This is a genomic window from Polynucleobacter sp. AM-25C3 (assembly GCF_018882335.1).
In the GTDB taxonomy this organism is placed as follows: Bacteria; Pseudomonadota; Gammaproteobacteria; order Burkholderiales; family Burkholderiaceae; genus Polynucleobacter.
In genome coordinates, this window is sequence record NZ_JACVOS010000004.1 from 93,098 (window position 1) to 115,268 (window position 22,171).

General features: G+C 46.4%; 22 protein-coding genes and 1 other RNA gene. 8 read left to right on the forward strand and 15 right to left on the reverse strand.

Annotation, left to right across the window (positions count from 1 at the left end; translation table 11 throughout):
- Positions 1 to 68 precede the first annotated feature (68 nt).
- From ICN12_RS03750 to dnaX, 7 genes are all read right to left on the reverse strand, one after another.
- Positions 69 to 1,487 (reverse strand): carbohydrate porin, encoded by a 1,419-nt coding sequence (locus ICN12_RS03750; protein ID WP_216270698.1) that lies wholly within the window; start codon positions 1,485 to 1,487, stop codon positions 69 to 71.
- A 170-nt stretch (positions 1,488 to 1,657) separates the two neighbouring features.
- Entirely contained in the window at positions 1,658 to 1,855 is a 198-nt protein-coding gene (locus ICN12_RS03755) for a TA system antitoxin ParD family protein (RefSeq protein WP_255537681.1), read from the reverse strand.
- On the reverse strand, positions 1,855 to 2,124 hold the full coding sequence (locus ICN12_RS03760; RefSeq protein ID WP_216270700.1) for a type II toxin-antitoxin system RelE family toxin: 270 nt from the start codon (positions 2,122 to 2,124) through the stop codon (positions 1,855 to 1,857). The genes ICN12_RS03755 and ICN12_RS03760 overlap by 1 nt, the downstream gene beginning before the upstream one ends.
- On the reverse strand, positions 2,108 to 2,332 hold the full coding sequence (relB, locus tag ICN12_RS03765) for a type II toxin-antitoxin system RelB family antitoxin (RefSeq protein ID WP_216270701.1): 225 nt from the start codon (positions 2,330 to 2,332) through the stop codon (positions 2,108 to 2,110). Before relB ends, ICN12_RS03760 begins: the two co-directional genes overlap by 17 nt.
- Positions 2,333 to 2,532: 200 nt before the next feature.
- Positions 2,533 to 3,156 (reverse strand): recombination mediator RecR, encoded by a 624-nt coding sequence (gene recR / locus ICN12_RS03770; RefSeq protein ID WP_216270702.1) that lies wholly within the window; start codon positions 3,154 to 3,156, stop codon positions 2,533 to 2,535.
- A 13-nt stretch (positions 3,157 to 3,169) separates the two neighbouring features.
- Positions 3,170 to 3,493 (reverse strand): YbaB/EbfC family nucleoid-associated protein, encoded by a 324-nt coding sequence (locus ICN12_RS03775; protein ID WP_216270703.1) that lies wholly within the window; start codon positions 3,491 to 3,493, stop codon positions 3,170 to 3,172.
- A 70-nt stretch (positions 3,494 to 3,563) separates the two neighbouring features.
- Positions 3,564 to 5,252, reverse strand: coding sequence for a DNA polymerase III subunit gamma/tau (dnaX, locus tag ICN12_RS03780; RefSeq protein WP_216270704.1), 1,689 nt, complete (start codon positions 5,250 to 5,252; stop codon positions 3,564 to 3,566).
- Positions 5,253 to 5,284: 32 nt separating this feature from the next.
- Between dnaX and ffs the strand changes: the two genes are divergently transcribed.
- From ffs to ICN12_RS03805, 5 genes are all read left to right on the forward strand, one after another.
- Positions 5,285 to 5,382: signal recognition particle sRNA small type (gene ffs, locus ICN12_RS03785), an RNA gene on the forward strand.
- 28 nt (positions 5,383 to 5,410) lie between these two features.
- Entirely contained in the window at positions 5,411 to 6,064 is a 654-nt protein-coding gene (locus ICN12_RS03790; protein WP_216270705.1) for a nucleotidyltransferase domain-containing protein, read from the forward strand.
- Positions 6,057 to 6,479, forward strand: a complete 423-nt coding sequence (locus ICN12_RS03795; RefSeq protein ID WP_255537682.1) for a hypothetical protein — start codon at positions 6,057 to 6,059, stop codon at positions 6,477 to 6,479. The genes ICN12_RS03790 and ICN12_RS03795 overlap by 8 nt, the downstream gene beginning before the upstream one ends.
- Before the next feature lie 41 nt (positions 6,480 to 6,520).
- The gene (locus ICN12_RS03800; protein WP_216270707.1) at positions 6,521 to 6,697 is read left to right on the forward strand and encodes a hypothetical protein; all 177 of its coding nucleotides are present in this window, start codon (positions 6,521 to 6,523) and stop codon (positions 6,695 to 6,697) included.
- Between the two features lie 76 nt (positions 6,698 to 6,773).
- Positions 6,774 to 7,430, forward strand: a complete 657-nt coding sequence (locus ICN12_RS03805; RefSeq protein WP_216270708.1) for a putative quorum-sensing-regulated virulence factor — start codon at positions 6,774 to 6,776, stop codon at positions 7,428 to 7,430.
- A gap of 13 nt (positions 7,431 to 7,443) precedes the next feature.
- On the opposite strand, the gene ICN12_RS03810 is transcribed toward ICN12_RS03805, so the two are convergent.
- The 8 genes from ICN12_RS03810 to ICN12_RS03840 form a co-directional block, all read right to left on the reverse strand.
- A complete protein-coding gene (locus ICN12_RS03810) occupies positions 7,444 to 7,986 on the reverse strand; it encodes a TIGR00645 family protein (protein ID WP_216270709.1) in 543 nt (180 codons plus the stop codon).
- Between the two features lie 189 nt (positions 7,987 to 8,175).
- The gene (locus tag ICN12_RS10870) at positions 8,176 to 8,307 is read right to left on the reverse strand and encodes a hypothetical protein (RefSeq protein ID WP_255537683.1); all 132 of its coding nucleotides are present in this window, start codon (positions 8,305 to 8,307) and stop codon (positions 8,176 to 8,178) included.
- Between the two features lie 155 nt (positions 8,308 to 8,462).
- On the reverse strand, positions 8,463 to 9,773 hold the full coding sequence (locus ICN12_RS03815; protein WP_216270710.1) for a Y-family DNA polymerase: 1,311 nt from the start codon (positions 9,771 to 9,773) through the stop codon (positions 8,463 to 8,465).
- Positions 9,770 to 10,267 carry a LexA family protein gene (locus ICN12_RS03820; RefSeq protein WP_216270711.1) on the reverse strand — a complete coding sequence of 166 codons (498 nt, stop codon included), beginning with the start codon at positions 10,265 to 10,267 and terminating at the stop codon, positions 9,770 to 9,772. The genes ICN12_RS03815 and ICN12_RS03820 overlap by 4 nt, the downstream gene beginning before the upstream one ends.
- A gap of 115 nt (positions 10,268 to 10,382) precedes the next feature.
- Complete coding sequence (locus ICN12_RS03825; RefSeq protein ID WP_216270712.1) at positions 10,383 to 12,068, reverse strand: amidohydrolase; 1,686 nt, start codon at positions 12,066 to 12,068, stop codon at positions 10,383 to 10,385.
- Positions 12,069 to 12,267: 199 nt separating this feature from the next.
- Complete coding sequence (locus tag ICN12_RS03830) at positions 12,268 to 13,098, reverse strand: tetratricopeptide repeat protein (protein WP_255537684.1); 831 nt, start codon at positions 13,096 to 13,098, stop codon at positions 12,268 to 12,270.
- A gap of 107 nt (positions 13,099 to 13,205) precedes the next feature.
- Positions 13,206 to 16,730, reverse strand: a complete 3,525-nt coding sequence (locus ICN12_RS03835; protein ID WP_370624931.1) for a UvrD-helicase domain-containing protein — start codon at positions 16,728 to 16,730, stop codon at positions 13,206 to 13,208.
- Positions 16,727 to 19,720, reverse strand: coding sequence for a PD-(D/E)XK nuclease family protein (locus ICN12_RS03840; RefSeq protein ID WP_216270714.1), 2,994 nt, complete (start codon positions 19,718 to 19,720; stop codon positions 16,727 to 16,729). Before ICN12_RS03840 ends, ICN12_RS03835 begins: the two co-directional genes overlap by 4 nt.
- A 118-nt stretch (positions 19,721 to 19,838) precedes the next feature.
- Here ICN12_RS03840 and trxA point away from each other — a divergent pair, with 118 nt between their 5' ends.
- The 3 genes from trxA to ICN12_RS03855 all read left to right on the forward strand — a co-directional run bounded on the left by trxA (position 19,839) and on the right by ICN12_RS03855 (position 22,167).
- Positions 19,839 to 20,165 (forward strand): thioredoxin TrxA, encoded by a 327-nt coding sequence (gene trxA, locus ICN12_RS03845; RefSeq protein WP_062309025.1) that lies wholly within the window; start codon positions 19,839 to 19,841, stop codon positions 20,163 to 20,165.
- Positions 20,166 to 20,399: 234 nt separating this feature from the next.
- Entirely contained in the window at positions 20,400 to 21,662 is a 1,263-nt protein-coding gene (gene rho, locus ICN12_RS03850; protein ID WP_216201390.1) for a transcription termination factor Rho, read from the forward strand.
- 157 nt (positions 21,663 to 21,819) lie between these two features.
- Positions 21,820 to 22,167, forward strand: coding sequence for a type B 50S ribosomal protein L31 (locus ICN12_RS03855; protein ID WP_072582141.1), 348 nt, complete (start codon positions 21,820 to 21,822; stop codon positions 22,165 to 22,167).
- Positions 22,168 to 22,171 lie beyond the last annotated feature (4 nt).

Genomic DNA, 22,171 nt, shown 5'->3' on the forward strand with positions numbered 1-22,171 from the left:
CCATCAAATACGAATTCTTATCTTATTGATTCTAAAGACAATAATTAAATCAGCCCTGCTTACAGAGCCTAGAATTCAGCATGAATCCTAAAAGACAAAATATTGACGGGTCCGCGGGCAGAGTTATAGGCCGGATTGATGATGTGCTGAAAGTTCAAGCCAGCCAGAACATTCTTAATCACAGTGGCGTTGTAATACACCTCACCGATACGCTCCGGTGAATACGAAATTGTCTGACTTGGGCTAGCGTAGTCACCAATGAAATAAGAAACGCCACCCGCTTGAAGGTAGCCGCGACGATAGCTCGACAAACCGTTTTGCATCATCGAGATACCAATGGTGTCATCAGGTCTCTTCCATTGAGTGCCGTTGATGCCCATACCAATTGATACTGAATTATCCGCCTCAGTAAAGGACATCGTCTCTGTATGACCATCCGAAGTAAAGGCGCGACCATAGATACCCAAGTCCTTAGTTAAAGCCTGTTCAGCATTGATACCAATACCCGTCTTAATTTGATTACTGCTGCGTACATTATTAATTGCTTGAGTGCCTTGTCGCGTAGCAGGGTCTTGATTAATGTAGTTCGTTGCATCCTGAAAGCGCGCCAAGATCATATTATTGCGGTAGGCTAAAACACTGATCTTGCCGGGAAGTTCAGCAATATTGTGCTGGCGCTCAACCTCAACTTGATCACCGTAAGCGTTAAAGATTTGCCAATTAAGATCACGCCCGTTTGGAGACTTTGGGGCAAGCATGCGTGAAGCCCGCATTACCCAGTTATCCAGATACCACTCACCCGCTAAGCCCCAGCTGTAGCCACGCGCATCGGCGGCGTAGTCATAAGCCAGATAGGTCATATTGCCCCAGTTCATGAACTGAATGCGGGGATCTTTAGCATAACGGCTGTCATCAAAAATATCGAGCGTGGAGAACTGACCACCAGTCAGCACGACGCGATTGCTACTTACCGTTTGGGTAATTTGATTAGCCTCATTCTCAAGAACAACTTTATTGCCCTCTTGATTAATGGTTTGACGCACAAAGGCGCGAGCAGAATAAAACTTGGCTTGTGCACCATTGGCTTTGGTTGCTTCACCGTTAGTAAATCCGCCTAATCCCGCGAGATCAGAAAAAGGCACGCCAGATACCACCTCTGGATTGAAGTAGATATCGGTATTGGGTGCAATGCGAGCACCAAAGAATAGTGTCCCTGACCAGGTATAGCTCATCGACTTCAATGAATCTAAGCTGTTCTGACCAGAATAGGATGAAGTGAAATTGTTATATCTTTGATTGATGTAAGTAGTTTGACCATGCAGATTTACTGGCATACCCCAAAGACTTCCCTCGGTTGGCAACCCAGCAATCGGTGCGGCGAAAGTCTCGACTTGGTCAGCGCCAGATCCTGCCTTCTGGGCGAGCGCAGTCGTACTGTAAAACGCAGCAAGCAAGCTCAATAGAAGAAGGTAGGATTTGTGGGTCATTCACGATTTCACAATGGTTAGCATCAATGACCAATAAATAACTAAAGGCCAGATCTACCGAGGTAACAAATAAAACGAATTAGATGGGCACAACGTGAGATTGAAGCTCAACAGTGGTGCAGGCCAAATTATCCCCAAAATGGAGCAATTTACCTAGAATTTATGTCGATTTAGTGACGATTGGACTGGGGAGATTGGGTATTGAGGATATCAAGCAACATTTGACCAGTTAATTCGGAATGATCTTCTGCAGATTTTCCTAAACTAACCCAATACTCAATTTGTTGAGAGGGAGATCGTCCGGCAACCTTGCCAACTTCCCTAGCCTGCATCACTAGACTCTGAGACAACCTAATCACTTTGGGCATTATTTGTATATGTGCTTTCGATCACCAACACTCGCTATGAGAATAGTGATCTCCTTGTCTTGAATAGAAGCAATGATTCGATAATCGCCGACCCGATAGCGCCAGTAGTCTCCATACTCCCTACCTTTTAAAGCTTCGCCCAGAATTCTTGGATCAGCTTGAACAGCAAGCCTCTCTCTACAAAACTTTAAAATTCTTTTGGCTACCTTAGGATCAAATTTTCTTAATTGTTTTTCTGCTGATGGAGCAAACTCAATCAGCCAAACCAAGATTTCGCTCCACTTGGTCCAATGGAATGGCTTTTACTTTGCCACTTTTTAACGCCTTCATACCCTTATCGGCTAGATATAAGTCTTCCAAATCTTCCAGGTAAGCCAGAATTGCTTCGCGGGCATAAAAGGTTTTAGTTCTTCCAGTTGCTTTGGCCAAATTATCAAGTCTCAATTCAATTTCCTTGGGTAATCGTATTGCCAGCATATAGCCTCCTAGTAATTGCTATACAAGTATAGCAATTATGACGAATTTGTAGGAGGTACTGCAATGACAATTTTTTAGTTAAAAGGGTTGGGTAAGAAAGATGTCAAAGTAATTGAGCATCTGTAAAGCAAACTACAAGGAGATATTTTATCGGAGCAGTGCTCTGCATTCAACGCTATTAGAAAAAGGGTTTTTAAAAACTACCCTACTGTTCGACGATCCATCAGCGCTCTAGCTAAGGTGCCCGCATCAACATACTCAAGCTCACCACCTACCGGAATACCTCTAGCAATTCTGGTGACTTTGATGCCTTTGGATTTAAGCATTTCACCAATGTAGTGGGCTGTGGCCTCACCTTCACTTGTGAAATTCGTTGCCAGAACTACTTCTCTGACTGACACTCCAGTATCTGGAGTTTCAATGCGATTAAGCAATCGATCAAAATGGATTTCATTTGGGCCCATGCCATCGAGTGGCGAGATACGACCCATCAATACAAAGTAGTTACCTTTGAAGCTTAAAGTCTGCTCGACCATGACTTGGTCAGCAGGCGTTTCCACAATGCACAGCAATGATGGATCACGACGATCATCATTACAGGTTGCGCAGATTTGGGTTTCGGAGAAGGTATTACAGCGGGCGCAGTGACCAACAGTCTCTACCGCTTCACCTAATGATTGGGCAAGCACTGCAGCCCCATTGCGATCATGCTGAAGTAGATAAAAAGCCATGCGTTGCGCAGACTTAGGACCAACTCCTGGCAATACACGTAATGCCTCGATCAAACGACCAAGGGCATCTTGCGGAGCTTCATGACGTGCCATTAGGAATAAACGATCAAAACGGTAGCTTGAAGCCAGGAGGCATTGGCATACCAGCAGTAGCACCAGATATCACTTGTGAGCTAGCAGCTTCTACTTGTTTGAATGCTTCTGTGTAGGCGGTAACCAATAAGTCTTCGAGCATTTCACGATCATCCATTGCGCCTGGATCGATCTGTACGCGTTTCATTTCGTATTTGCCAGAGATGGTAACTTTAACTAAACCACCAGCAGCTTGGCCAGTGACTTCTAGCGCAGCCAATTGCTCTTGCGCCACTTTCATCTTCTCTTGCATCTGCTGGGCTTGTTTCATCAAACCAGCAAGGCCACCTTTCATCATCGCTTTATTTCCCTTTAAGTTCTTATCTTATGTATATCTGTAAATATGTTTTATTGAAGATCAAATTTTCTTAGAGCGGCTTAACCGAGCCGCCAACTACCTTAGCCCCAAACTCTTTTTCTAATTGCTGAATAAATGGATCTTGAGCAATCATCTGCTCTGCGTTTTGTCTTTTCTCTTGATGAATCTGCGCATCGACTTTGGCTACAGTCTTACCTTCAACCTCACCTTTTTCGATAACGACTTTCACTGGCTTACCAAAGTGCGCAGTCAAGGCATCTGCAAGACGTCCTACAGAAGCTTCAGAAGCAAGTTGTGGCATCGGTGTCACAACCGTTGCGCGTACGCCTGCTGGTGTGTCATCCCAATCTTGCAGCTCTGTCTGAAACGCTAACTGCTGCACCAAACCCTTAACCGGTAACTGACGCATCAAGCCATGCCAGTCTGGACGGTTGGCTGCAGATGCAGAAGCTACTGGCGGAGCTGAAACTGGAGGTGCCGAGGCAGCAGGCTTAGCTACCGGTGCTGGTGCTGGAGCAGATGCTCCAGGTGCAGACCTTACTGGCGCAGCAGTTTGATTTGCTGGTGCGGAAGGTCGTGGTGCCGATGCTGCCGAAGCTACTGGCGGAGCTGAGTTACCCGCCCTACCTGGAGTTTCATTTCCGGGACGAAAAGCCAACATCCGCAAGAGCGTCATAGCAAAGCCAGTTTGCTCATCAGGTGCCAGCGATAAATCCGGACGGCTCGTAATGCTAATTTGGTAGAACAGCTGCGCTTCTTCTTTTGTGAGTGCGCCAGCTAAGCGACGAATCTCTGCCGCTTCAGGCCAATCTTCTAAAACAGATTCTGGAACAATTTGTGCGGCAGCAATTTTCTGAATGAGGCTAGATAGATCAGCAAGGGCTAATGAGAAAGACATACTGCGCTCACCCATCTCGTTAGAGATAGCCAGCAGTGTCGCACCATCTTTTTCTATGAGTGAATCCAGAATTCTGATGAGGTAGGCATCATCGAGAGTGCCGAGCATGCCGCGCACCGCTTCTTCAGATACTTTGCCTGCTGCGTAAGCGATGGCCTGATCGGTCAGTGATAGCGCATCACGCATGGAGCCTTGAGCAGCTTTTGCCAAAACACGCAGTGCATTGGTTTCGTAATCAACTTTTTCTGCGGCGAGTACTTTTTCTAAATGCTCAACGATGAGTGGTACTGGCATTTGCTTGAGATTGAACTGCAAGCAACGGGACAGAATGGTGACGGGGATCTTTTGGGGATCGGTAGTCGCAAGTATGAACTTCACATGTTCAGGCGGCTCTTCGAGCGTCTTGAGCATGGCATTAAAGGCATGATTGGTGAGCATGTGCACCTCGTCAATCATGTAAACCTTGTAACGTGCATTGCTTGGAGCGTAGGCCGCCTTCTCTAGAAGAGCGGCAATATCGTCTACCCCGCGATTACTCGCAGCATCCATCTCAATATAGTCAACAAAGCGTCCTGCATCGATTTCCAGGCAAGCTGGGCATTTGCCGCAGGGTTCTGAGGTCATACGGCCCTGGCCATCTTCCCCGGTGCAATTGAGGGCTTTGGCCATAATTCGGGCGATTGTGGTCTTTCCGACCCCACGAGTGCCTGTAAATAGCCATGCGTGGTGTAGTCGACCCTGGTCTAAGGCATGGGTTAAGGCCTTAACCACATGGTCTTGTCCTACCAATTGGGAGAAAGTTTTAGGGCGCCACGAACGGGCTAAAGCCAATGCTGTCATGTATTACATTCTAACAAGCTAAAATGGAATTGGACGGGCCTCCTCGCATGGCGGTTTGGATAACCTGGTCAGGTCGGGAACGAAGCAGCCAAACCCAATTCTGTCAGTGCCGGGGGTCGGGCTCGTCCACCTTCCCCAATAAATTTGATGTAGGTCTGTTGCCTATAGAGCAACGATTGTTGCCTATTTTTATTTTATCTTGCTATTTTTTAGCACAATCATGCTATTATTTAGCAATGTCTTTATCAAGCGCTCTTTTTTCACCCAGCCAAAGCCTAGTCTTAGGCTGGGTCTTTGGCTATCCAGAACGAGAATTTCATTTAAGTGAATTATTGCGCCTAACTAAGTTGGGCAGCGCATCACTCCAGAGGGAGCTAAACCGACTTTCAGAAAGTGGGATTATTAGCTCATCAAAACTTGGGAACTTAAGAATTTTTAAAGCCAATCAAGGCTCACCTATCTATAAAGAGCTTCATAGCCTTGTAAAAAAGACATTGGGTATTGATCACGAAATCAATGTTGCTTTATTACCATTGCATCAAGATTTACAACACGCATTAATCTACGGTTCGGTCGCCAAAAATACCGATACAGCAAATAGTGACATTGACCTTCTTTTGGTCGGAAAAAATTTACGTCTTAGTAAAATACTGGATCTACTCACCCCAGTTGAACATAAGTTAGGACGAAAAATTAATCCCACCTGCTACACACCAAAAGAGTTTGAGAATCGTCGCGCAGAGCGAAATTCATTTGTAAATAAAGTTTTAGAACTGCCCACCATCTCTGTGTATGGTGCATCAATTGACTAATCATAATTTAGATAATTTAGTCAAAATTGGTCAACTTAAATCTGAGCCTTCCGAAGAAATTGAAGTACTTAGGATGCTTGAGATTTCCCATAGACGTTTACTAGACTCCGGGATCGCAGAGGTGTCTATTGAGGGTCGATTTACGTCTGCCTACAATGCCGCTCATGGCGCAGCACTTGCTGCTCTGCGCTGGCATGGATATAGAAGTGAAAATCGATTCATGGTGTTCCAGTGTCTTGGGGACACCTTAGGCTGGCCGACCAGTAAATGGCGTGTTTTTGATGCAGTTCACCAAAAGAGAAATTTGGCTGAGTACGAGGGTTATCTGGAGATTGAAGAGTCAACTATTGATGAGTTACGCGACTTAACGGCATCCTTAATTAAGGATGTTAAGGTACTAGTCAAAGCTCCATGACAGCCCACCAATTAATTCTGAGAGTCTTTTAGAGATGAAAAATGACTGAAGGCAAAAATCAATTCTCCCCCGTCCCACATACTAGCCTTGATGATGAGATGCTATTTTCTAATGCTGAATTTAAAAAGGCGTGGGATGATTTAGATGGGGAGTATGCCGCTCTCTTCCAATTACTGCTCTCTCGCCACAAAGCGCCTAAAGAATTTTTAAAGCCCTAAAAATCCTCCTATCTCAGATTGCGACACTTCAAGGCACAATGTCTGCATAGACAACCTGCTAACTAGAGAAATCCCCATGCCCCAAGCCATTATTTTTGATGTAGAAGCAACCGATAAGAATGATGCCGTCATTATTGAGGCTGCTTCTTTGGATGTGACCTCTATTAATCCTTTAGCTGTTGGCAATCCTTGGGTGCAGCGTTACAACCCGGGTAAACCGATTAGCTTAGGCGCCTTAGCTACTCACCACATCATGGATGAGGAGTTAGTTAATTGCCCTGCTAGTAGCTCATTTAGATTGCCTGCTGGCACGAAGTACATCATTGGTCATAGCGTCGATTTTGATTGGGAAGCTATTGGTAAGCCTGAGATCAAGCGCATTTGTACGCTTGCGCTATCTCGTAGCCTTTGGCCCAACTTAGATAGCCATACTCAAAGTGCCCTGCTCTACAACTTTGAGCGTGCTACTGCTCGAGAGCAATTACGTGATGCACATAGTGCATTAGCAGATGTGTGGATCTGCTCCAAGATTCTGGGGCAGATTATTCAGAAGCTTAAGCCCTCTTCTTTAGACGCTTTATGGGAAATGTCTGAGAAGGCTCGCATCCCAACGATTATGCCTTTTGGTAAACACAAGGGCGAACTAATTAGCCAAGTTCCATCAGACTATAAGCAATGGATGCTGCGTCAAGATAACGTCTCCGAATACCTTCGTAAGGCCCTGCAGACTTAATTAATAATCCGCTCTAGTGCTGCTTTTGTGCTGAGGTCACTAGCTTTTCTGTATAAGCAATCGCTACGGCAGACAACACAAAAGTAATGTGTATCAAGGTCTGCCACATCAAGGTTTTTTCATCATAAGAGGCGGCATTGATGAAGGTCTTGAGCAAATGAATCGATGAGATTCCGATGATGGCGGTTGCCAGCTTAACTTTGAGTACGCCTGCATTCACATGCGATAACCACTCAGGTTGATCTGGGTGATTCTCCAGCTCTAGCCTGGAAACAAAAGTCTCCCATCCGCCCACGATCACCATTACTAACAAGTTGGAGATCATCACCACATCTATCAAGCCCAAGACGATCAGCATCAATGCTGTTTCAGTCATGGACTTATCGGCCATCATACTAATGAGATGAACCAGCTCTAACCAGAACTGCCAAACATAGACGCCTTGGGCAACAATCAAGCCAAGATATAAAGGAGCCTGTAACCAGCGGGACATAAAAATCCAGCGCGGTAGTGGGCGTAGTTTTTTATCGAGGTAGGCTTGCTTATCTTCGTTCATGAGAAGATTTTAGCCATATTTATGACATTTTTATAACATTATTGACCTAACTAATGTAAGGGTATTTATCCCCCCGTACTTCCTGCCTTTACTAGGGAATAAGGAATCCGTGATTTCCTTATTCCCCTTCCAGGCAGCTACTGCTTGTTCTGCTTTTTCTTTACCTCTGATTCTGCTTACTGCTTCTGCTTACCGACACTTGCGAGTAAATACTTGTTTTGTGGCACCGTCATGACGCTTCGTATTTTTCAATACTGCGCAGTAAGACAAAATCATGATGATTGCGAGTGAGATGCCGTTAAAGTTATTTAATAGTTCCATTTAATTTCTCCTGGTGTTTATCTACGTTTAATTAAGTTTGTCTTGCTATTGTTTGTCACTGCTATTTGCCTCTATGTATTCAGAATATGGTCTTACTGGCTCATGAAATGAGCTAGTAAAATTAGCTTCGTTATTTGTTGGTTTTTCATCATTTTTTAGCGTGCTACAGGCAATTCATCCCACTGCGTGGTGTAGTTCGGCGATCTATTGCCCGATCTCATTTGCCAGTCTTGCGCAGTTTCTTTGGTGCCAGATGCTGCTGTTGTGATGGCGGCATTACCAAAGCGACTATTGATCGAGTCCATGGCCTTCATGAGTCCAGCAGATTTGCCTTTGACTTCCATGTCATCAAAGAGTGATTGCTGCATGGTGGGTTTGTCAGCCAAGAGATTAAGAATGACGCCTGCTTTCTTGTACTTAAAGCCCGTTTTGTAGAGTTGCTTCAAGCCTTTTAATGCAGCGCTAGTTAGGGTTAAGGTGTTATCGCTTGGATCACTCAGAACCACTGTGATGCTTTGATCGTGTTGTGGCTCAAATGGTTTGTGTGGATTGGTTTGCACAAAGACAGTGAGCGCGCCCGTGACTGACTTTTGACTTCTGAGTTTCTCAGCACCTCTTGCAGCATGCGTAGCGACAGACTCAGCCAACTCTTCCATTAAAGTCACCGGCTTACCGAAACTTCTTGAAGAAATAATCTGTTGTTTAGCTGGCGCTACTTCTTCGAGCTGTAAGCAAGATACACCGCGTAACTCATAGCAAATACGCTCGATCACAACGCCAAATTGTTGACGCATCGCTTGTGGTGATATTTGCACTAGGTCAAATACGCTGTTGATCTTGAGCTCTTTGAGTTTCTTGGCAGTCTTGCCTCCAATACCCCACACCTCACCTACGGCTGTCTCTGCCATCCATTGATAGAGCGCTTCTTTAGGCATGGAACTGATGTCACATACGCCAGCAAACTGAGGATTCTTTTTGGCCAAGTGATTAGCCAACTTAGCGAGCGTCTTGCTAGCGCCAATGCCAACGCATACGGGCAAGCCTGTAGTGTCTTTAACGTCTTGCTTGATGATTTGACCTAAGCTAGTTGGGTCAGCGTATTGCTTAAGTACTGTCTCGATTGCCAGAAAGCTCTCATCAATACTGTAGACCTCTAAATTGGGTGTGAACTTTCTTAAGACTTCTACTACCCTGCCACTCATATCGCCATACAAGGTGTAGTTTGAAGAATAGGCTTGAATACCATGTTGCTTAGCCAAGTCTTTCATCTGAAACCAGGGTGTACCCATCTTCACGCCCAAGGCTTTAACTTCAGCACTACGCGCTACTGCGCAACCATCGTTATTGGATAGAACTACCATCAGCACATCTTCTAACTTGGGAGCAAATACCCGCTCGCAAGATACGTAGAAGTTATTTACATCTACGAGTGCGAAGAGTTGATTGGTTTGGCCGGCTTGCTTCATGCGGACCTGCCATTTCTGCTACTAGCGTGGCTGTACTTACGCACCACCCCAACCACTACACCCCAGATTTGGAGCTGACTGCTCTCATTAAAGGTAATGGGTTCGTAACTAGAGTTCTCCGGCTGGAGCTCGGTTTTGCCACGCAATTGATAGAGGCGCTTGATGGTGTACTCGTCATCCACTACGGCAACAACGATGTCTTTATGTTTTGGTTTGAGGGCTTTATCGACCACCACCTTGTCACCGTCACAAATACCCGCGCCCATCATCGAATCACCCTTTACGGTGAACATGAAGGTGGCTGGCTTGTTTTGGACTAAATAGTGGTTTAAATCGAGGCCTTCCTCAGCATAATCAGCTGCCGGGCTCGGAAATCCCGCTGAAATGCGGTGACTCAGAAGCTTGAACTCATAGGCGCTATTTGCCGCTAAGGCTTGTGGGGCCTGGGTCAGGGTGCTTTCTGAGGAGCTTTGTGGAAGTGCGATAAGTGCCATGGGTTCTAATATACTGTATATCCATACAGTATTTCAATACCCGGGCCTTATTTTTTCAAAAACGTGGTTTTTGACCCCTTTTAGGGGGATTTGGGTTGGGGATTTAGCGACTTACTTAGTTTGTATACAGTGCCACCCCAGCCTTAATGGTCCGCACAACACTAATATCCTTGATGTCTTTTGGATTCACTTTTAGGGGGTTCTGATTGAGCTCCACCAAATCAGCTAACTTACCAGTAGTGATGGTGCCCTTCTTGCCCTCCTCCTTGTATTGATAGGCCGCATTACTAGTAAAGCCTTTCAATGCGAGATAGGGATCCACTCTTTGTTCTGGGCCTAGAGTATTTCCAGAAGCAGTTTGGCGATTAACGGCACCCCAAATAGAAAAGAGCACATTAGGGCCGGAAGACGGGGTGTCATTGTGAAGTGCAGTGACTACGCCTTTTTCATGAACACTCTTTAATGGACTTAAATTATTGGCTCGCTCCGCTCCTAGCACCTTTGGATAAACATCACCATATAACCAGGTACCGTTTGGCATCATGACTGCCATGATCTTGTTCTTTTTATAACTCTCTAACTGATCATCGCGTACAAAAAATGAATGGGCGATCACTGTACGGCGATCATCACTAATACCAGTCTCTTTAACGACCTTGTCGATAGCTGCAAGCGTCATATCAATACCGGCATCACCATTGCTATAGCCAAAGTACTGAATATTTTTCTCATAAGCCAGTTTGACGTATTTATCAATCAAGCTTTGCGGGTAATAGGCAAAGCCGCGCCAATCTTTTGAAAAGCCCGTGGTATCTAAATAGGGCTTGGTGAAATAAGCCAGGCGCAACTGTGGCGCACCATCAGTAGGCACTTGTATGCCTGCAACCTTGAAACCTCGATCGCCCTTGCTATAGACACCAAACTGGTAATTGGGATTGGTCTTGAGTAATTCATCAACAATGTCAAAGGTTGGCAAAGCAATCAAGTCAACTTTCACAACGCCACGATCTACAGCCAAACGCATATTGCGTATATCAGCAACGCTGGCCTCATAGCTTTGCGCAGTGGTAAAGCCATTAGAAAGATAGAGCTTTTCGGTCTTACGATACGACTCAAATGTGAGGTCTTGAGAATACTTACCCACTGCTTTCGCTACTGCAGTGAGATAAGGCATGCCAATAAGATCGCCAGTGAGCTTTCCAGTTTTAGGATCCACTGGAATAAATCCATTGACTGCTTTAGTGGCAGGAGTAATCCCCAATTTTTTGAGGCCTGCACTATTGACCATACCCGTTAGGGTGGAAATGTTCTCAATCAGAACGGGCGTATTAGGGAAAGCTTGATCAAGCTCCGCCAAGGTAATTGCACCGTCACTCAACAAAGCTTCTGAATATCCCGTACCGACGATCCAGCCATTAAAAGGCCTTCCTTCAGTTTTGAGTTTTTCAAAGAACTGTGACTTATTCTGCGGTGGATTTTTAGAAAAGTACGCTACATTCACACCAAAAGTATCTTGCGCAATTAAAGCAAAGTGACCCCAGGTATCAATGAAGCCTGGCAAAAGAGTATGGCCTTTTAAGTCATGCATATTGGCATTGGTACCGGCCTCAGCCAAAGCCCCTTTCATATCCCCAACATAGGCAATCTTGTCATCCTTCACAAGTACGGCTTCAACATACTTAGGACTATCACCCTCCATTGTCAAAATATCCCCGTTGTAATACAGGGTGGCTGGGGCAGCAAAGGCTGTTGTTGCGATGGAAAAAAGGAAAGGGCTCAGGATTTTATGGATCAATTTCATATCTCGTTTTTACAGGAAATACACCCAAAAGAAAACCACCCGAAGGTGGTTTATTGCTTGAGTTGGTTAGCTTTTTATTAGCAGAATGCAAAAGCCAGAATGGCGGGATCATCTAAGAATGCATTCGAGGTGTAGATACTTGCCCGATACAGCCAGGCATGCCCTACTTCGATGATCTCAGCCAAATACTCCATTGTCTTTAGACATCACTCATAAAGTCGCCACCACCACTGTCATCCCATGAGCTTGCGCCACCATCATCCCAAGAGCTGGCATCCCGCACGCCAAAGTTTGGATCTAAAGATGCTGGGCCGCCTACTTGATTGAGGTTGGGGTTGGAGCCAGCATTGGAATGACCGTTATCGTGACCACCCATGAGATTGCTTGCCAATGCTTGACCAGCATACATACCAGCACCTAATGCAGCGCCAGTAGCTAAGCTGCCCATTAATCCGCCACCCATGCCACCTGCAGCTGGAGCTCCAGGGTATCCAGGACCACCGGGGTAACCAGCAGGACCACCAGGAGTGCCAGGATAACCAGCACTTGGGGCGTTATAGACCTGCACTGCTTCAGCCTTACGACGCTTCATCACAATAATGATTCCAACTACCAAGATGGCAATCAAACCCAAAAAGAGTGGATTGCTAAAGATGGATGAGGAGGATGAGTTAGCAACAGAACTACCTGCGCCACTCGCGAGTTGCACTTGGAGTTTTTGTACAGATTCAGGTTGAGCAAAAGGCAAACCAGGGGCTAAGTTTTGCGCTTTGATGAAATGATTGCGCGCTACCTCTACCTTGCCTTCTTTAAGATAAAGCTCGGCCGCCACATAGTGGGCTTTTGCACTATTAGGATGGTTTTGTAGAACTTCTTTCATCATGGCATCGGCTTTAGCCATCTGCCCTGCTTGCACCGCTTGATAGACCTCAGGTAGCGTTGCTTCAGCAAATGCGAGATTGCTTGTCAGCAGTAATGCGGATGCAAATACACCAACGAATAAATTAATTACTTTACGAATTGTCATCATGACTCCTTGTAGGATGTTTCGTGCGAATTTCATTATCCCTAGTTTGGGGATTTTTGCTATTCCCTAGCTATATGGGGGTTATAGGGGGGATTTCAAGGGGTTTAAGGCTAGATTACTTCCTTGAGATCACCTTTCGAGGAGATTAAAAAGGCCTTAGCCGGCTTATCAGGCCGAATTCTGCCCAGCTCCTGTTTGTAGTTATTGAGTTGCACTTGGTATTTGCCGTAAGCCTCACTGCCCTCTTCTGGAATAGTGAGCTTGTAGTCAAGAATGGCCAGATGGTCATCAAACTCTACTAGGCGATCCATGCGGTAGCTTCTACCTTGCTCGTCAGCAATATCAATCTCATTCCAAGCTTGAACCCACCGGTTTTCAGTGAGGTATTTTTGGAGCGCATTTGCATTCATAACAACTTGTACGCGCTCTGTCAGTTTTTTGGCCTGCTCTTGATCGATGCTGAGCCAATTCATGAGCTCTTGTTCGCCTGGCATTTCCGTCTTTGCCTGAGCGCCTGAATGCGTAGTCAAGAATTCCAGCACTTTATGAAAGTGCGTTCCCTCTTCCAGAATTTCTGGATCGGGTTGCTCTGCTGCCTGGGCTTTTTCTTTTGCTTTTGTGGCGACTGCTAATGCGCCGCTCTCAATATTGGCAATCGTTTCTTGATGAGATTGCTTGGCCGCATCCCATGACAATTGGAAATGACTTATCTGGAATGGCTCGCTACTGTTGGAATCTACCTTCTCCTGCCTTTGAAGCGGTAGTTCGCCTAACTGGGTAGCGTCCAAGGTCTCCATACCTGCTGCAAGCGCTCTGCCATACCAAGATTTTTGGCTAACGCCATCTTTGATGTGGGATTTGACACCACTAATCCATAAGCCTTGCTGTGCACGAGTCATCGCTACGTATAGGACGTTCCAATTTTCATTCTCACTAACCTCATTCTCTTTTAGGTAGATTGCCGTACGCTTCTCCGTCAAAGACTTTGCGGTATACAGAGAAAGATGGCTTGGGCTAGCCTCTTCTGGCGACCAATCAAGCAGTACGCCACGATTAGGCGCTTTCCACTCGGTATGGTTGGCATCAAGCATGATGACAAATGGCGCCTCCAATCCCTTGGCGCCATGGATCGTCATGAGGCGTACACGCTTGTGCTGATCTTCCTCGGACATCTCGCTATCAAGATCCACTTCACCAATATCTTCTTCTACTTCTGCTTCCACATCCCCCTCGTCAGGAGTCTCATCATCGTCGCCCCGACGCATTGCGTTGATCTCTTCAATAAAGCGACTCAAGCTCGGGTAGCGACCGCCATCTTGATTTAATGCAAGTTCCAAGAAAGCATCTAAATTAGCCAACACCTGCGCACGCGCGAGATTTTGCGAGGCCACTGCATAACTCACTCGCAAATTACTTTCTTGATAAATCAGATCCAGAAGATCATGCACTGGCAATACTTCGCCTAGACCTCTCCAGCGTTCTAAATAACGCGCCGCCTTCTGAACTTCTGCTTCAGAGCTACTTTGCAAGGCATCCCACCAAGAGGCTTGGGCTTGGCTTTCCTGTTGACTGTAGCTATCGCCCACATGACTGCTAAGCGACTGCATTTGTTGCTCAGTAAAGCTAAAGATGGGGCTGCGTAGTACTTGCGCTAGCGGCAAGTCATGTCTTGGGGATACCAAGACAGTGAGCAAGGCAATTAAGTCGTCGATCTCCAGAGTATTAAGGAGGCCACCCAAGCGGGAACTATCGTAAGCCAAGCCTGCTTCGCGCAGTGCTCGCTCGAATTGCGGCAAGTAGGCTCGGCGTTTAACGAGCAAAATAAAGTCGCTTGCTCTGGCTGACCGCCAACACTCTTTGCCATCCTTTTTATCAATCACCTGACGTGTTGCCAGAACATGATGAATCAATCTGCTAACTTGCTGACCCTCCCAATAGCGTTGCTGCACTCCGACAGTAAGCCCTGAATCTTCAATAGGATTATCTAGAGCGCTACCCGTACGATCGACTTGTACTTGCTCAACACGCTCAATCAGTGGCAGCAACATCGCCTCACCCTTGGCGGCAAACTCATGCTCAGCAATGCCTTCTAATGGCGCCTTCCAATCGGTATCTTGTTCGGAAAATACATATGTGGCTGGAACGACATCCATTAAGAAGATGCTGTTTACCGCCTCATTAATCGCGTTGGCATTTCTGCGGGTAGTGTTCTTTTGTAAGGCCTTAGCTTGTAGGCTGGACTCGAGAAATTGTTTTGCACTATCAAACAATCTAGGGTCAGCACGGCGGAAGCGATAAATCGACTGCTTAGGGTCACCCACAATAAAGACGCTGGGACGAGAGCCATCTTGTCCATAACCCTCTAACCAAGATCGCAATATCTGCCATTGCAGTGGATTGGTATCCTGAAACTCATCAATCAGAATGTGGCTGTACTTCGCATCTAGTCTTGCCTGCAGGTATGCAGCATTAGCAGGATCAGCCATGAGCTGGCTCACACCAATCTCTAAATCATCAAAGTCGCGTACACGCATAGACTCTTTTGCCTTTTGCATATGCCCGAGCATTGCTTCGCTCATCGCAAACCAGGCTGCGTTGATGGCATAAGCATCTTGATCATTTTTCCAGATAAACCATGCTTGATAGGCATCTACCCAAGCATTGCGAATGGAGGTAATCTGCGTCGGGTCGCCACCAGTCTTAGCAAGATAATCCCGCATAGGAGCAGACATTGTCGCGATATCTTTTAATGGTGCTGGAGCCTTAGTTAAGAAGTAGCTTTGCCACTTATCCGCAATCTCCATCACTGAGCCACCAGCAGAATGGTGATTAATAACGGTTTGTATAAATGGGGCATCGCTCTTTTGAGTAGGCGTGCCGTTACTAAAGCAATCGAGCATCACTTGTAAATCGTCTTTAGTGCCAGGGCGTTGCCAAAACTCTTCTAGCGGGTTCGGCAGCGATAAATTGGGCAAGCATTGCGCTAATGCGTCGACTGGACTGATACCCCTGGCCTTGCAAGAAGCTAAGAAGAAGGTCCAAGCACCTCTTTGTTTAAAGAGACTGGAGTTACCCATCAAGAACTTGTCAGTTTCAAAGGCGCCAAACTCTTTGAGTAAAACGTCATAGTGTTTTTTAAGATCAGCAGGTAAATCCCCCCACCAATCTTGCATGCACTCTTCTTGCAAGCGCTTAGCATCTTCACGAAGATTAAATCCAGGCTGAACTTCTGCTGAAATCGGCGCCGCCCCAAGAAGTCGTCCAAACCATCCGTGAAAGGTATCAATCACAATTGCTTGGGGACTCATCAAGACCTTGAGATACAGCGCTTTAGCTTGCGGTAGCAACTTCTTTGCCTGCGCATCATCCAAACCTCTGATCGTAAGCTCATGAATGAGCTGCTCATCAGTCATCTGTGAAAACTGTTCTAGCAATCCATATAGGCGATCGCGCATCTCTTGCGCAGCCTTGCGGGTAAAGGTCAGTGCGAGGATCTCTTGAGGTTTAGCACCAGCAAGCAACAGGCGCACCATCCGAGCAACCAAGAGCCAAGTCTTGCCACTGCCTGCACAGGCAGAAACAATCACCGAATTATTCGGGTTGCAGGCTACGGGGTAATCAAACTTATCGCTCACCACATCCCCTTTCTGCAAATACCCCTGGCTTCGCAATATTGGCAAACACTATCGGGTGCAAAGGCTTTCATAGGCTTGCGCGCCCATAAGACTTCCAGATCCTCATTAAGCTGATCTGAAAATTGCTCCATCATCTCGGGCATATTTTCAACCGGATATGCTCTGACAATTTTGTCATCGGCTTTTTTAATATCTGCTTTTAATGAGACCCACTCGGATTGCTCAATAGTGCGGCCAGGAAGATGCGCTGCTATGGCGTTCTCATTTACGGCACGGGCATAGATCAGCAACTGCGGATCATCCAAGAGATGATCTGCCCGCTTCTTGATTTTGCTAATGCCTTGGTTCTTGTAGTCGATGACTGCTGCAGTTGTGGAATTATTGCTGCTGATATCAAAGCGGTCAGCACGACCTGCAATCTGAATCTCTCTTTGCACGCCATCAGGGTCAGTCAGCATCACCATAAAGCCAACTGGCAACTCTGCATCGTGATACTGCCAACCTTCTGCCTCACGCTTGAGTTGCCAATCCACAAAGCTCGGGATTTGCTTTTGCCAGTCACGCAGAGTACCGGTGACCCTGGCATCGCCTTTGATCAAACGCTCAAACTCTTTTTCGGAATGTTTTGATAAGTGCTCTTGCATCCACTGACGACGCGCATTCTCGTCTTGATGAATATTCGTATGGGTTTTTTGCTCTTCGGTTTTTAAGGCTTGGAAGAAGTTTTTGAGTATGGCATGCAAGACCTGCCCTGCCAATGAAGCATCAAAGCCTTCTTCGAATTCTTTTGCCTTACGTAAACCCAAGATGCTGCGGACGTAGTAACGATAAGGGCAATCTCTTAATGCTTTATAAGCACTAGGAGACATACTAATCGGCAAAGCAATGTCAGGGTTAACGGTTGTGACCGCTTCTTGCAGTGGATCCGAGTGATCTGCATGCATATCAGGCTTAGCTTCTAATATCGGCCAATCTGGCAGTTGCGTACGCAAGCGACTAATCCAAGCTGATGGCCTGAGGGGTTCGCCACTTTTGCTCTTGCTTTGCCAAAGCAAATCCACCTGAGGGCAAGAGATCAGCAGTTGCGATAAGTCTCTCGCTTGCTGAATGTATTGCTCAGTGATTGTGGACGCTTTTAATAAACGATTGAGTGCGTCCGAGAAAAATAATGGCGGCTCTGAAAATGCCGGCAACTGTTGCTCATCGCAACCCACCAAGACGACGGCATCAAACTCACGCAAGCGTGTTGAGCTCAGCGGCAAGATGCTTAGAGTTGCTTGCGCTTGCTGGCCCACCTCTTGGTAAGAGGCCTCCTCAATCACAGTCTTGAGTAAGCTCAGCCACTCCGGCAAACGCATGGTGACTTGCTGGTAGGCGCCTGCGCCTAGATCAAAGGCCTTGAGTACTTCGAGTAATTGCTTGCCAGCGGAATCTGTTTCTAGTTTCTGAGCCATACCCATCTCTTGCAAATTGGTTTGTAAGAGTACATAGGCATTTGCACAATCTAGCTTGAGTTCTTGCCACTGTGCATGATGCCGCTGTAGGAAATTGAGCAACTGCGAGAGTGCTTCATGAGGCACACTGCCGCGCGATGATGCATAAGCATTTGCTCGCTCAATGGCCATCCGAAAGGTTTCCCAACCGGACTTTGCTTGGCTTGCAATCAAGATATCTTCAAGCTGAGCAATTAAGCTGGCACAAACTTCTGGTGGCTTACGTAGGGTATGGGCAATATCAAAAAATGGATTTTGCAAAAACTCCAGCAAGGCACTTGCACTCGGCCCTTCTTTGGGCGAACGAATCAACTCCAACCAACTATTGAGCGATGCTGCGGCACGGGTAGTTGAAAGCTTCCAACCAGTTTCATCACGAATACGAAGGCTAGGGCCAAAACGTGACAACAGGGCACGCGCCCTTCTCGCGGCTAAGCGATCTTGCGCCACCAAGGTGATGTTGGTCTTGCCAGCGATTAAGTGTGTCTCAATGGATTTGGCTGCTGCCCAAGCTAATTCTTCAAAACGTCGTGCTGCCAGTAGGCGCCACCCCTCATGAAAGCTTGCCTGAATATTGTGATCAATGCGTGCGCCCTGCTCTTGATCTGCCGGTATGAGTTGCCCTTCGACATCTTGACCGCTTAAGGCTTCCGACCACAGCGCTACTGAATGCCAGTCCATTCCAATATGGAGTACAGGAGCAAATTGCGCGTAGTCCTGCAAATACCGGGAGATCGTTTCTTGATCAATGGGTTTGGGGTCTGCAGTTTCTACCCAGATCAAAGGCCTTGCCACAGCTTGATTTGCACTAGCTGCTTGTAGATGGGCTGCTAGTGCGAAATGCTTACGCATGACAGGATCACCAGGGCTACTGAGGTAGCGCCAGAACGCCAATAAAACAGTGGATTCTTGATCAACTACTTTACGAGATAGACCAACATAAGCTTTAGCGATGGCTTGATCTAAAAGCACCTCTACTTTTTTTACCCAGAGCTCTGCATCGAGAGTTTGGTTTTGTACTAAGACATTGATCTCGCCTTGCATGTGCGGCACGACTGCTTCCGATAAAGCATCGCAAGCATCGATGACTGCTTGTGCAAGACCCCAGGCACCCGCTTCACTCTCCGCCTTAAACCAGCTTTGCAAAGTTTTATGTTTGCGCAAGTTGATGTAAACCGATAACCAACGCTCCAAGTCCGTTTGTTTCTTAGGGAACTTCCATGCGCCTGGCGCCGCTTCTAGCCAATCATTAAAACTAATGACTTGGGGTAGAAAAGCAATATGGTTAGGTAGGTTTGCCGGGCGATACTTTTCTAGGGCGGCTCTGACCCCCATTAAAGGACCTGCCGTACTCAGCACCACTAAGGGGCGTTGATTGGTTTGCACTGCACAATTCCAAATACCTTCGGCGAGCGACTTCAGTGCACCAGCATTGGGCGTAATAGCCCAAGCATGCGGCTGCTTTTGATCAGAAATGGTTGGAAATGGATGAGGCATGAAGGCTGAATTTTTGGACTTATATTGATTTTTAGGCAGAAAGTTTGGCTTATTGCTAATATAAGCGTTGTAACGCAATAACTATATAAAACTAAATAAGACTAATTAAGGAATTTTCATGAGTGCCGGCATCAAATATGTAACTGACGCTTCTTTCGAGCAAGACGTTCTCAAGTCCGATAAACCTGTTCTCCTCGACTTCTGGGCTGAGTGGTGTGGCCCTTGCAAAATGATCGGCCCTATCCTCGAAGAACTCGCTGGCGAGTACGGCGATAAGATCCAAATCGCTAAGATGAACGTGGATGAGAACCAAGGCGTTCCTGCCCAGTTCAATATTCGTGGCATCCCAACATTGATCCTCTTTAAGAACGGCACTGTTGCTGCTCAAAAAGTAGGCGCTTTGGCCAAATCCCAGTTGACTGCATTTATTGATAGTCATCTGTAAATAGTCTCTGATCACAGGTTCACTAAGTGAGCCTGTGGTTTTTCACTGTTTTTAGTGTAGTATCTAGTTCATCAGCATTCCAACGCACTTTCCGTGCCCCGATCTCTAGCAATTTTCCTCCCCTTCTTTTTTAGCAAACTCCCAAAAAATTCTGTTTTTCCAATCTGTCTGATGACCATCTAGACAGCGATACCCCAAAACACATTCATACCCTTATCTACACCCGAGAACCACATGCAATTATCTGAACTCAAAGTACTCCACGTATCCGCTCTGCTTGAAATGGCAGCCAGCCTGGAGATTGAAAACACCCAACGGATGCGCAAACAAGAATTGATGTTTGCCATCTTGAAGAAGCGCGCCAAAGAAGGCGAATCTGTTTTTGGTGACGGTACTTTGGAAGTATTGCCTGATGGCTTTGGTTTCTTACGCTCCCCAGATGCCTCGTACATGGCTTCTCCGGACGATATCTACATCTCCCCTGCACAGATCCGCCGCTTTAACCTGCACACGGGTGACAGCGTTGAAGGTGAAGTTCGCACACCTAAAGATGGTGAGCGTTACTTTGCATTGGTAAAGGTAGACAAGATCAACGGTTTGCCTCCAGAGGCTTTGAAGAACCGCATCATGTTCGAAAACTTAACGCCTTTGCATCCAAATCGCGTGGTTCAGTTAGAGCGTGACATCAAGGCTGAAGAGAATCTCACTGGCCGCATCATCGATATGATCTCCCCGATTGGCTATGGCCAGCGTGGCTTGATCGTGTCTTCACCAAAATCCGGTAAGACCGTGATGATGCAGCACATTGCCCATGCAATTGCCGCAAACAATCCAGATGCGATTCTGATCGTCTTGTTAGTCGATGAGCGCCCTGAAGAAGTTACTGAAATGCAGCGCTCAGTTCGTGGCGAAGTAGTTGCCTCGACCTTTGATGAGCCAGCTGTGCGCCACGTACAAGTTGCTGAAATGGTGATTGAAAAAGCCAAGCGCTTAGTAGAGATGAAAAAAGACGTCATCATCTTGCTTGACTCGATTACCCGCCTTGCTCGTGCTTACAACACGGTGATTCCTTCATCTGGAAAAGTACTCTCTGGTGGTGTGGATGCCAATGCATTGCAACGTCCAAAACGCTTCTTCGGTGCTGCACGTAACGTTGAAGAGGGTGGCTCACTGACCATCATCGCCACGGCCTTGATTGAAACAGGTAGCCGTATGGATGACCTCATCTACGAAGAGTTCAAAGGTACCGGCAATATGGAAGTTCATCTTGAGCGTCGTTTGGCTGAGCGCCGTGTTTACCCATCGATTAACCTCAATAAGTCCGGCACCCGCCGTGAAGAGTTGCTGGTTAAAGCGGAAAACCTCCAGAAAATCTGGGTTTTACGTAAGTTATTGGCCGACATGGACGATATTGAGGCGATGAACTTTATTGTTGATAAGCTCAAATCCACCAAAAATAACGGTGAATTCTTCGATTTAATGCGTAAGGGCGGCTAATTTAGCCTTTCCTAGGCGGTAAAAGTGCGCTTTGTTGTTGATTTCATGGCATAATTTCGCCTTTACCGCTTTAATAATTTGCATTTAACTGGGTAAGTATTTGGGTCTCGTATTTCGATACCTCCCTCAAACGGCTGCCCGCTAATAGGACTTAATAATGAAACCTGGCATTCACCCCGAATATCGTGAAATCGTCTTTGTAGACGTTTCTAATAACTTCAGCTTCAAGACTCGCTCCACAATGTCTACAAGAGAGACAATCAAGTGGGAAGATGGCAATGAATATCCATTGGCCAAGATCGAGACTTCATCTGAGTCACACCCTTTCTACACTGGTACCCAGAAGATTATGGATACTGCCGGTCGTGTTGAGAAATTCCGTCAGAAGTTTGGTACTAAAGCAGTTGCTAAAGCAACTGGTGATGGCGCTGCTAAAACTGCTGAGAAAAAAGCTGCTGCTGCAGAAGCTAAAGCTGCTGAAAAGCCAGCTAAGAAAAAGGCTTAATAAA

Excerpts from the sequence above, each read along its gene's own strand:
- ICN12_RS03750 (WP_216270698.1), bottom strand. The coding sequence starts at position 1,487 with ATGACCCACAAATCCTACCTTCTTCTATTGAGCTTGCTTGCTGCGTTT.
- ICN12_RS03755 (WP_255537681.1), bottom strand. The coding sequence starts at position 1,855 with ATGCCCAAAGTGATTAGGTTGTCTCAGAGTCTAGTGATGCAGGCTAGG.
- relB (WP_216270701.1), bottom strand. The coding sequence starts at position 2,332 with ATGCTGGCAATACGATTACCCAAGGAAATTGAATTGAGACTTGATAAT.
- recR (WP_216270702.1), bottom strand. The coding sequence starts at position 3,156 with ATGGCACGTCATGAAGCTCCGCAAGATGCCCTTGGTCGTTTGATCGAG.
- ICN12_RS03775 (WP_216270703.1), bottom strand. The coding sequence starts at position 3,493 with ATGATGAAAGGTGGCCTTGCTGGTTTGATGAAACAAGCCCAGCAGATG.
- dnaX (WP_216270704.1), bottom strand. The coding sequence starts at position 5,252 with ATGACAGCATTGGCTTTAGCCCGTTCGTGGCGCCCTAAAACTTTCTCC.
- ICN12_RS03800 (WP_216270707.1), top strand. The coding sequence starts at position 6,521 with ATGACTGAAGGCAAAAATCAATTCTCCCCCGTCCCACATACTAGCCTT.
- ICN12_RS03805 (WP_216270708.1), top strand. The coding sequence starts at position 6,774 with ATGCCCCAAGCCATTATTTTTGATGTAGAAGCAACCGATAAGAATGAT.
- ICN12_RS03810 (WP_216270709.1), bottom strand. The coding sequence starts at position 7,986 with ATGAACGAAGATAAGCAAGCCTACCTCGATAAAAAACTACGCCCACTA.
- ICN12_RS10870 (WP_255537683.1), bottom strand. The coding sequence starts at position 8,307 with ATGGAACTATTAAATAACTTTAACGGCATCTCACTCGCAATCATCATG.
- ICN12_RS03815 (WP_216270710.1), bottom strand. The coding sequence starts at position 9,773 with ATGAAGCAAGCCGGCCAAACCAATCAACTCTTCGCACTCGTAGATGTA.
- ICN12_RS03820 (WP_216270711.1), bottom strand. The coding sequence starts at position 10,267 with ATGGCACTTATCGCACTTCCACAAAGCTCCTCAGAAAGCACCCTGACC.
- ICN12_RS03825 (WP_216270712.1), bottom strand. The coding sequence starts at position 12,068 with ATGAAATTGATCCATAAAATCCTGAGCCCTTTCCTTTTTTCCATCGCA.
- ICN12_RS03830 (WP_255537684.1), bottom strand. The coding sequence starts at position 13,098 with ATGATGACAATTCGTAAAGTAATTAATTTATTCGTTGGTGTATTTGCA.
- ICN12_RS03840 (WP_216270714.1), bottom strand. The coding sequence starts at position 19,720 with ATGCCTCATCCATTTCCAACCATTTCTGATCAAAAGCAGCCGCATGCT.
- trxA (WP_062309025.1), top strand. The coding sequence starts at position 19,839 with ATGAGTGCCGGCATCAAATATGTAACTGACGCTTCTTTCGAGCAAGAC.
- rho (WP_216201390.1), top strand. The coding sequence starts at position 20,400 with ATGCAATTATCTGAACTCAAAGTACTCCACGTATCCGCTCTGCTTGAA.
- ICN12_RS03855 (WP_072582141.1), top strand. The coding sequence starts at position 21,820 with ATGAAACCTGGCATTCACCCCGAATATCGTGAAATCGTCTTTGTAGAC.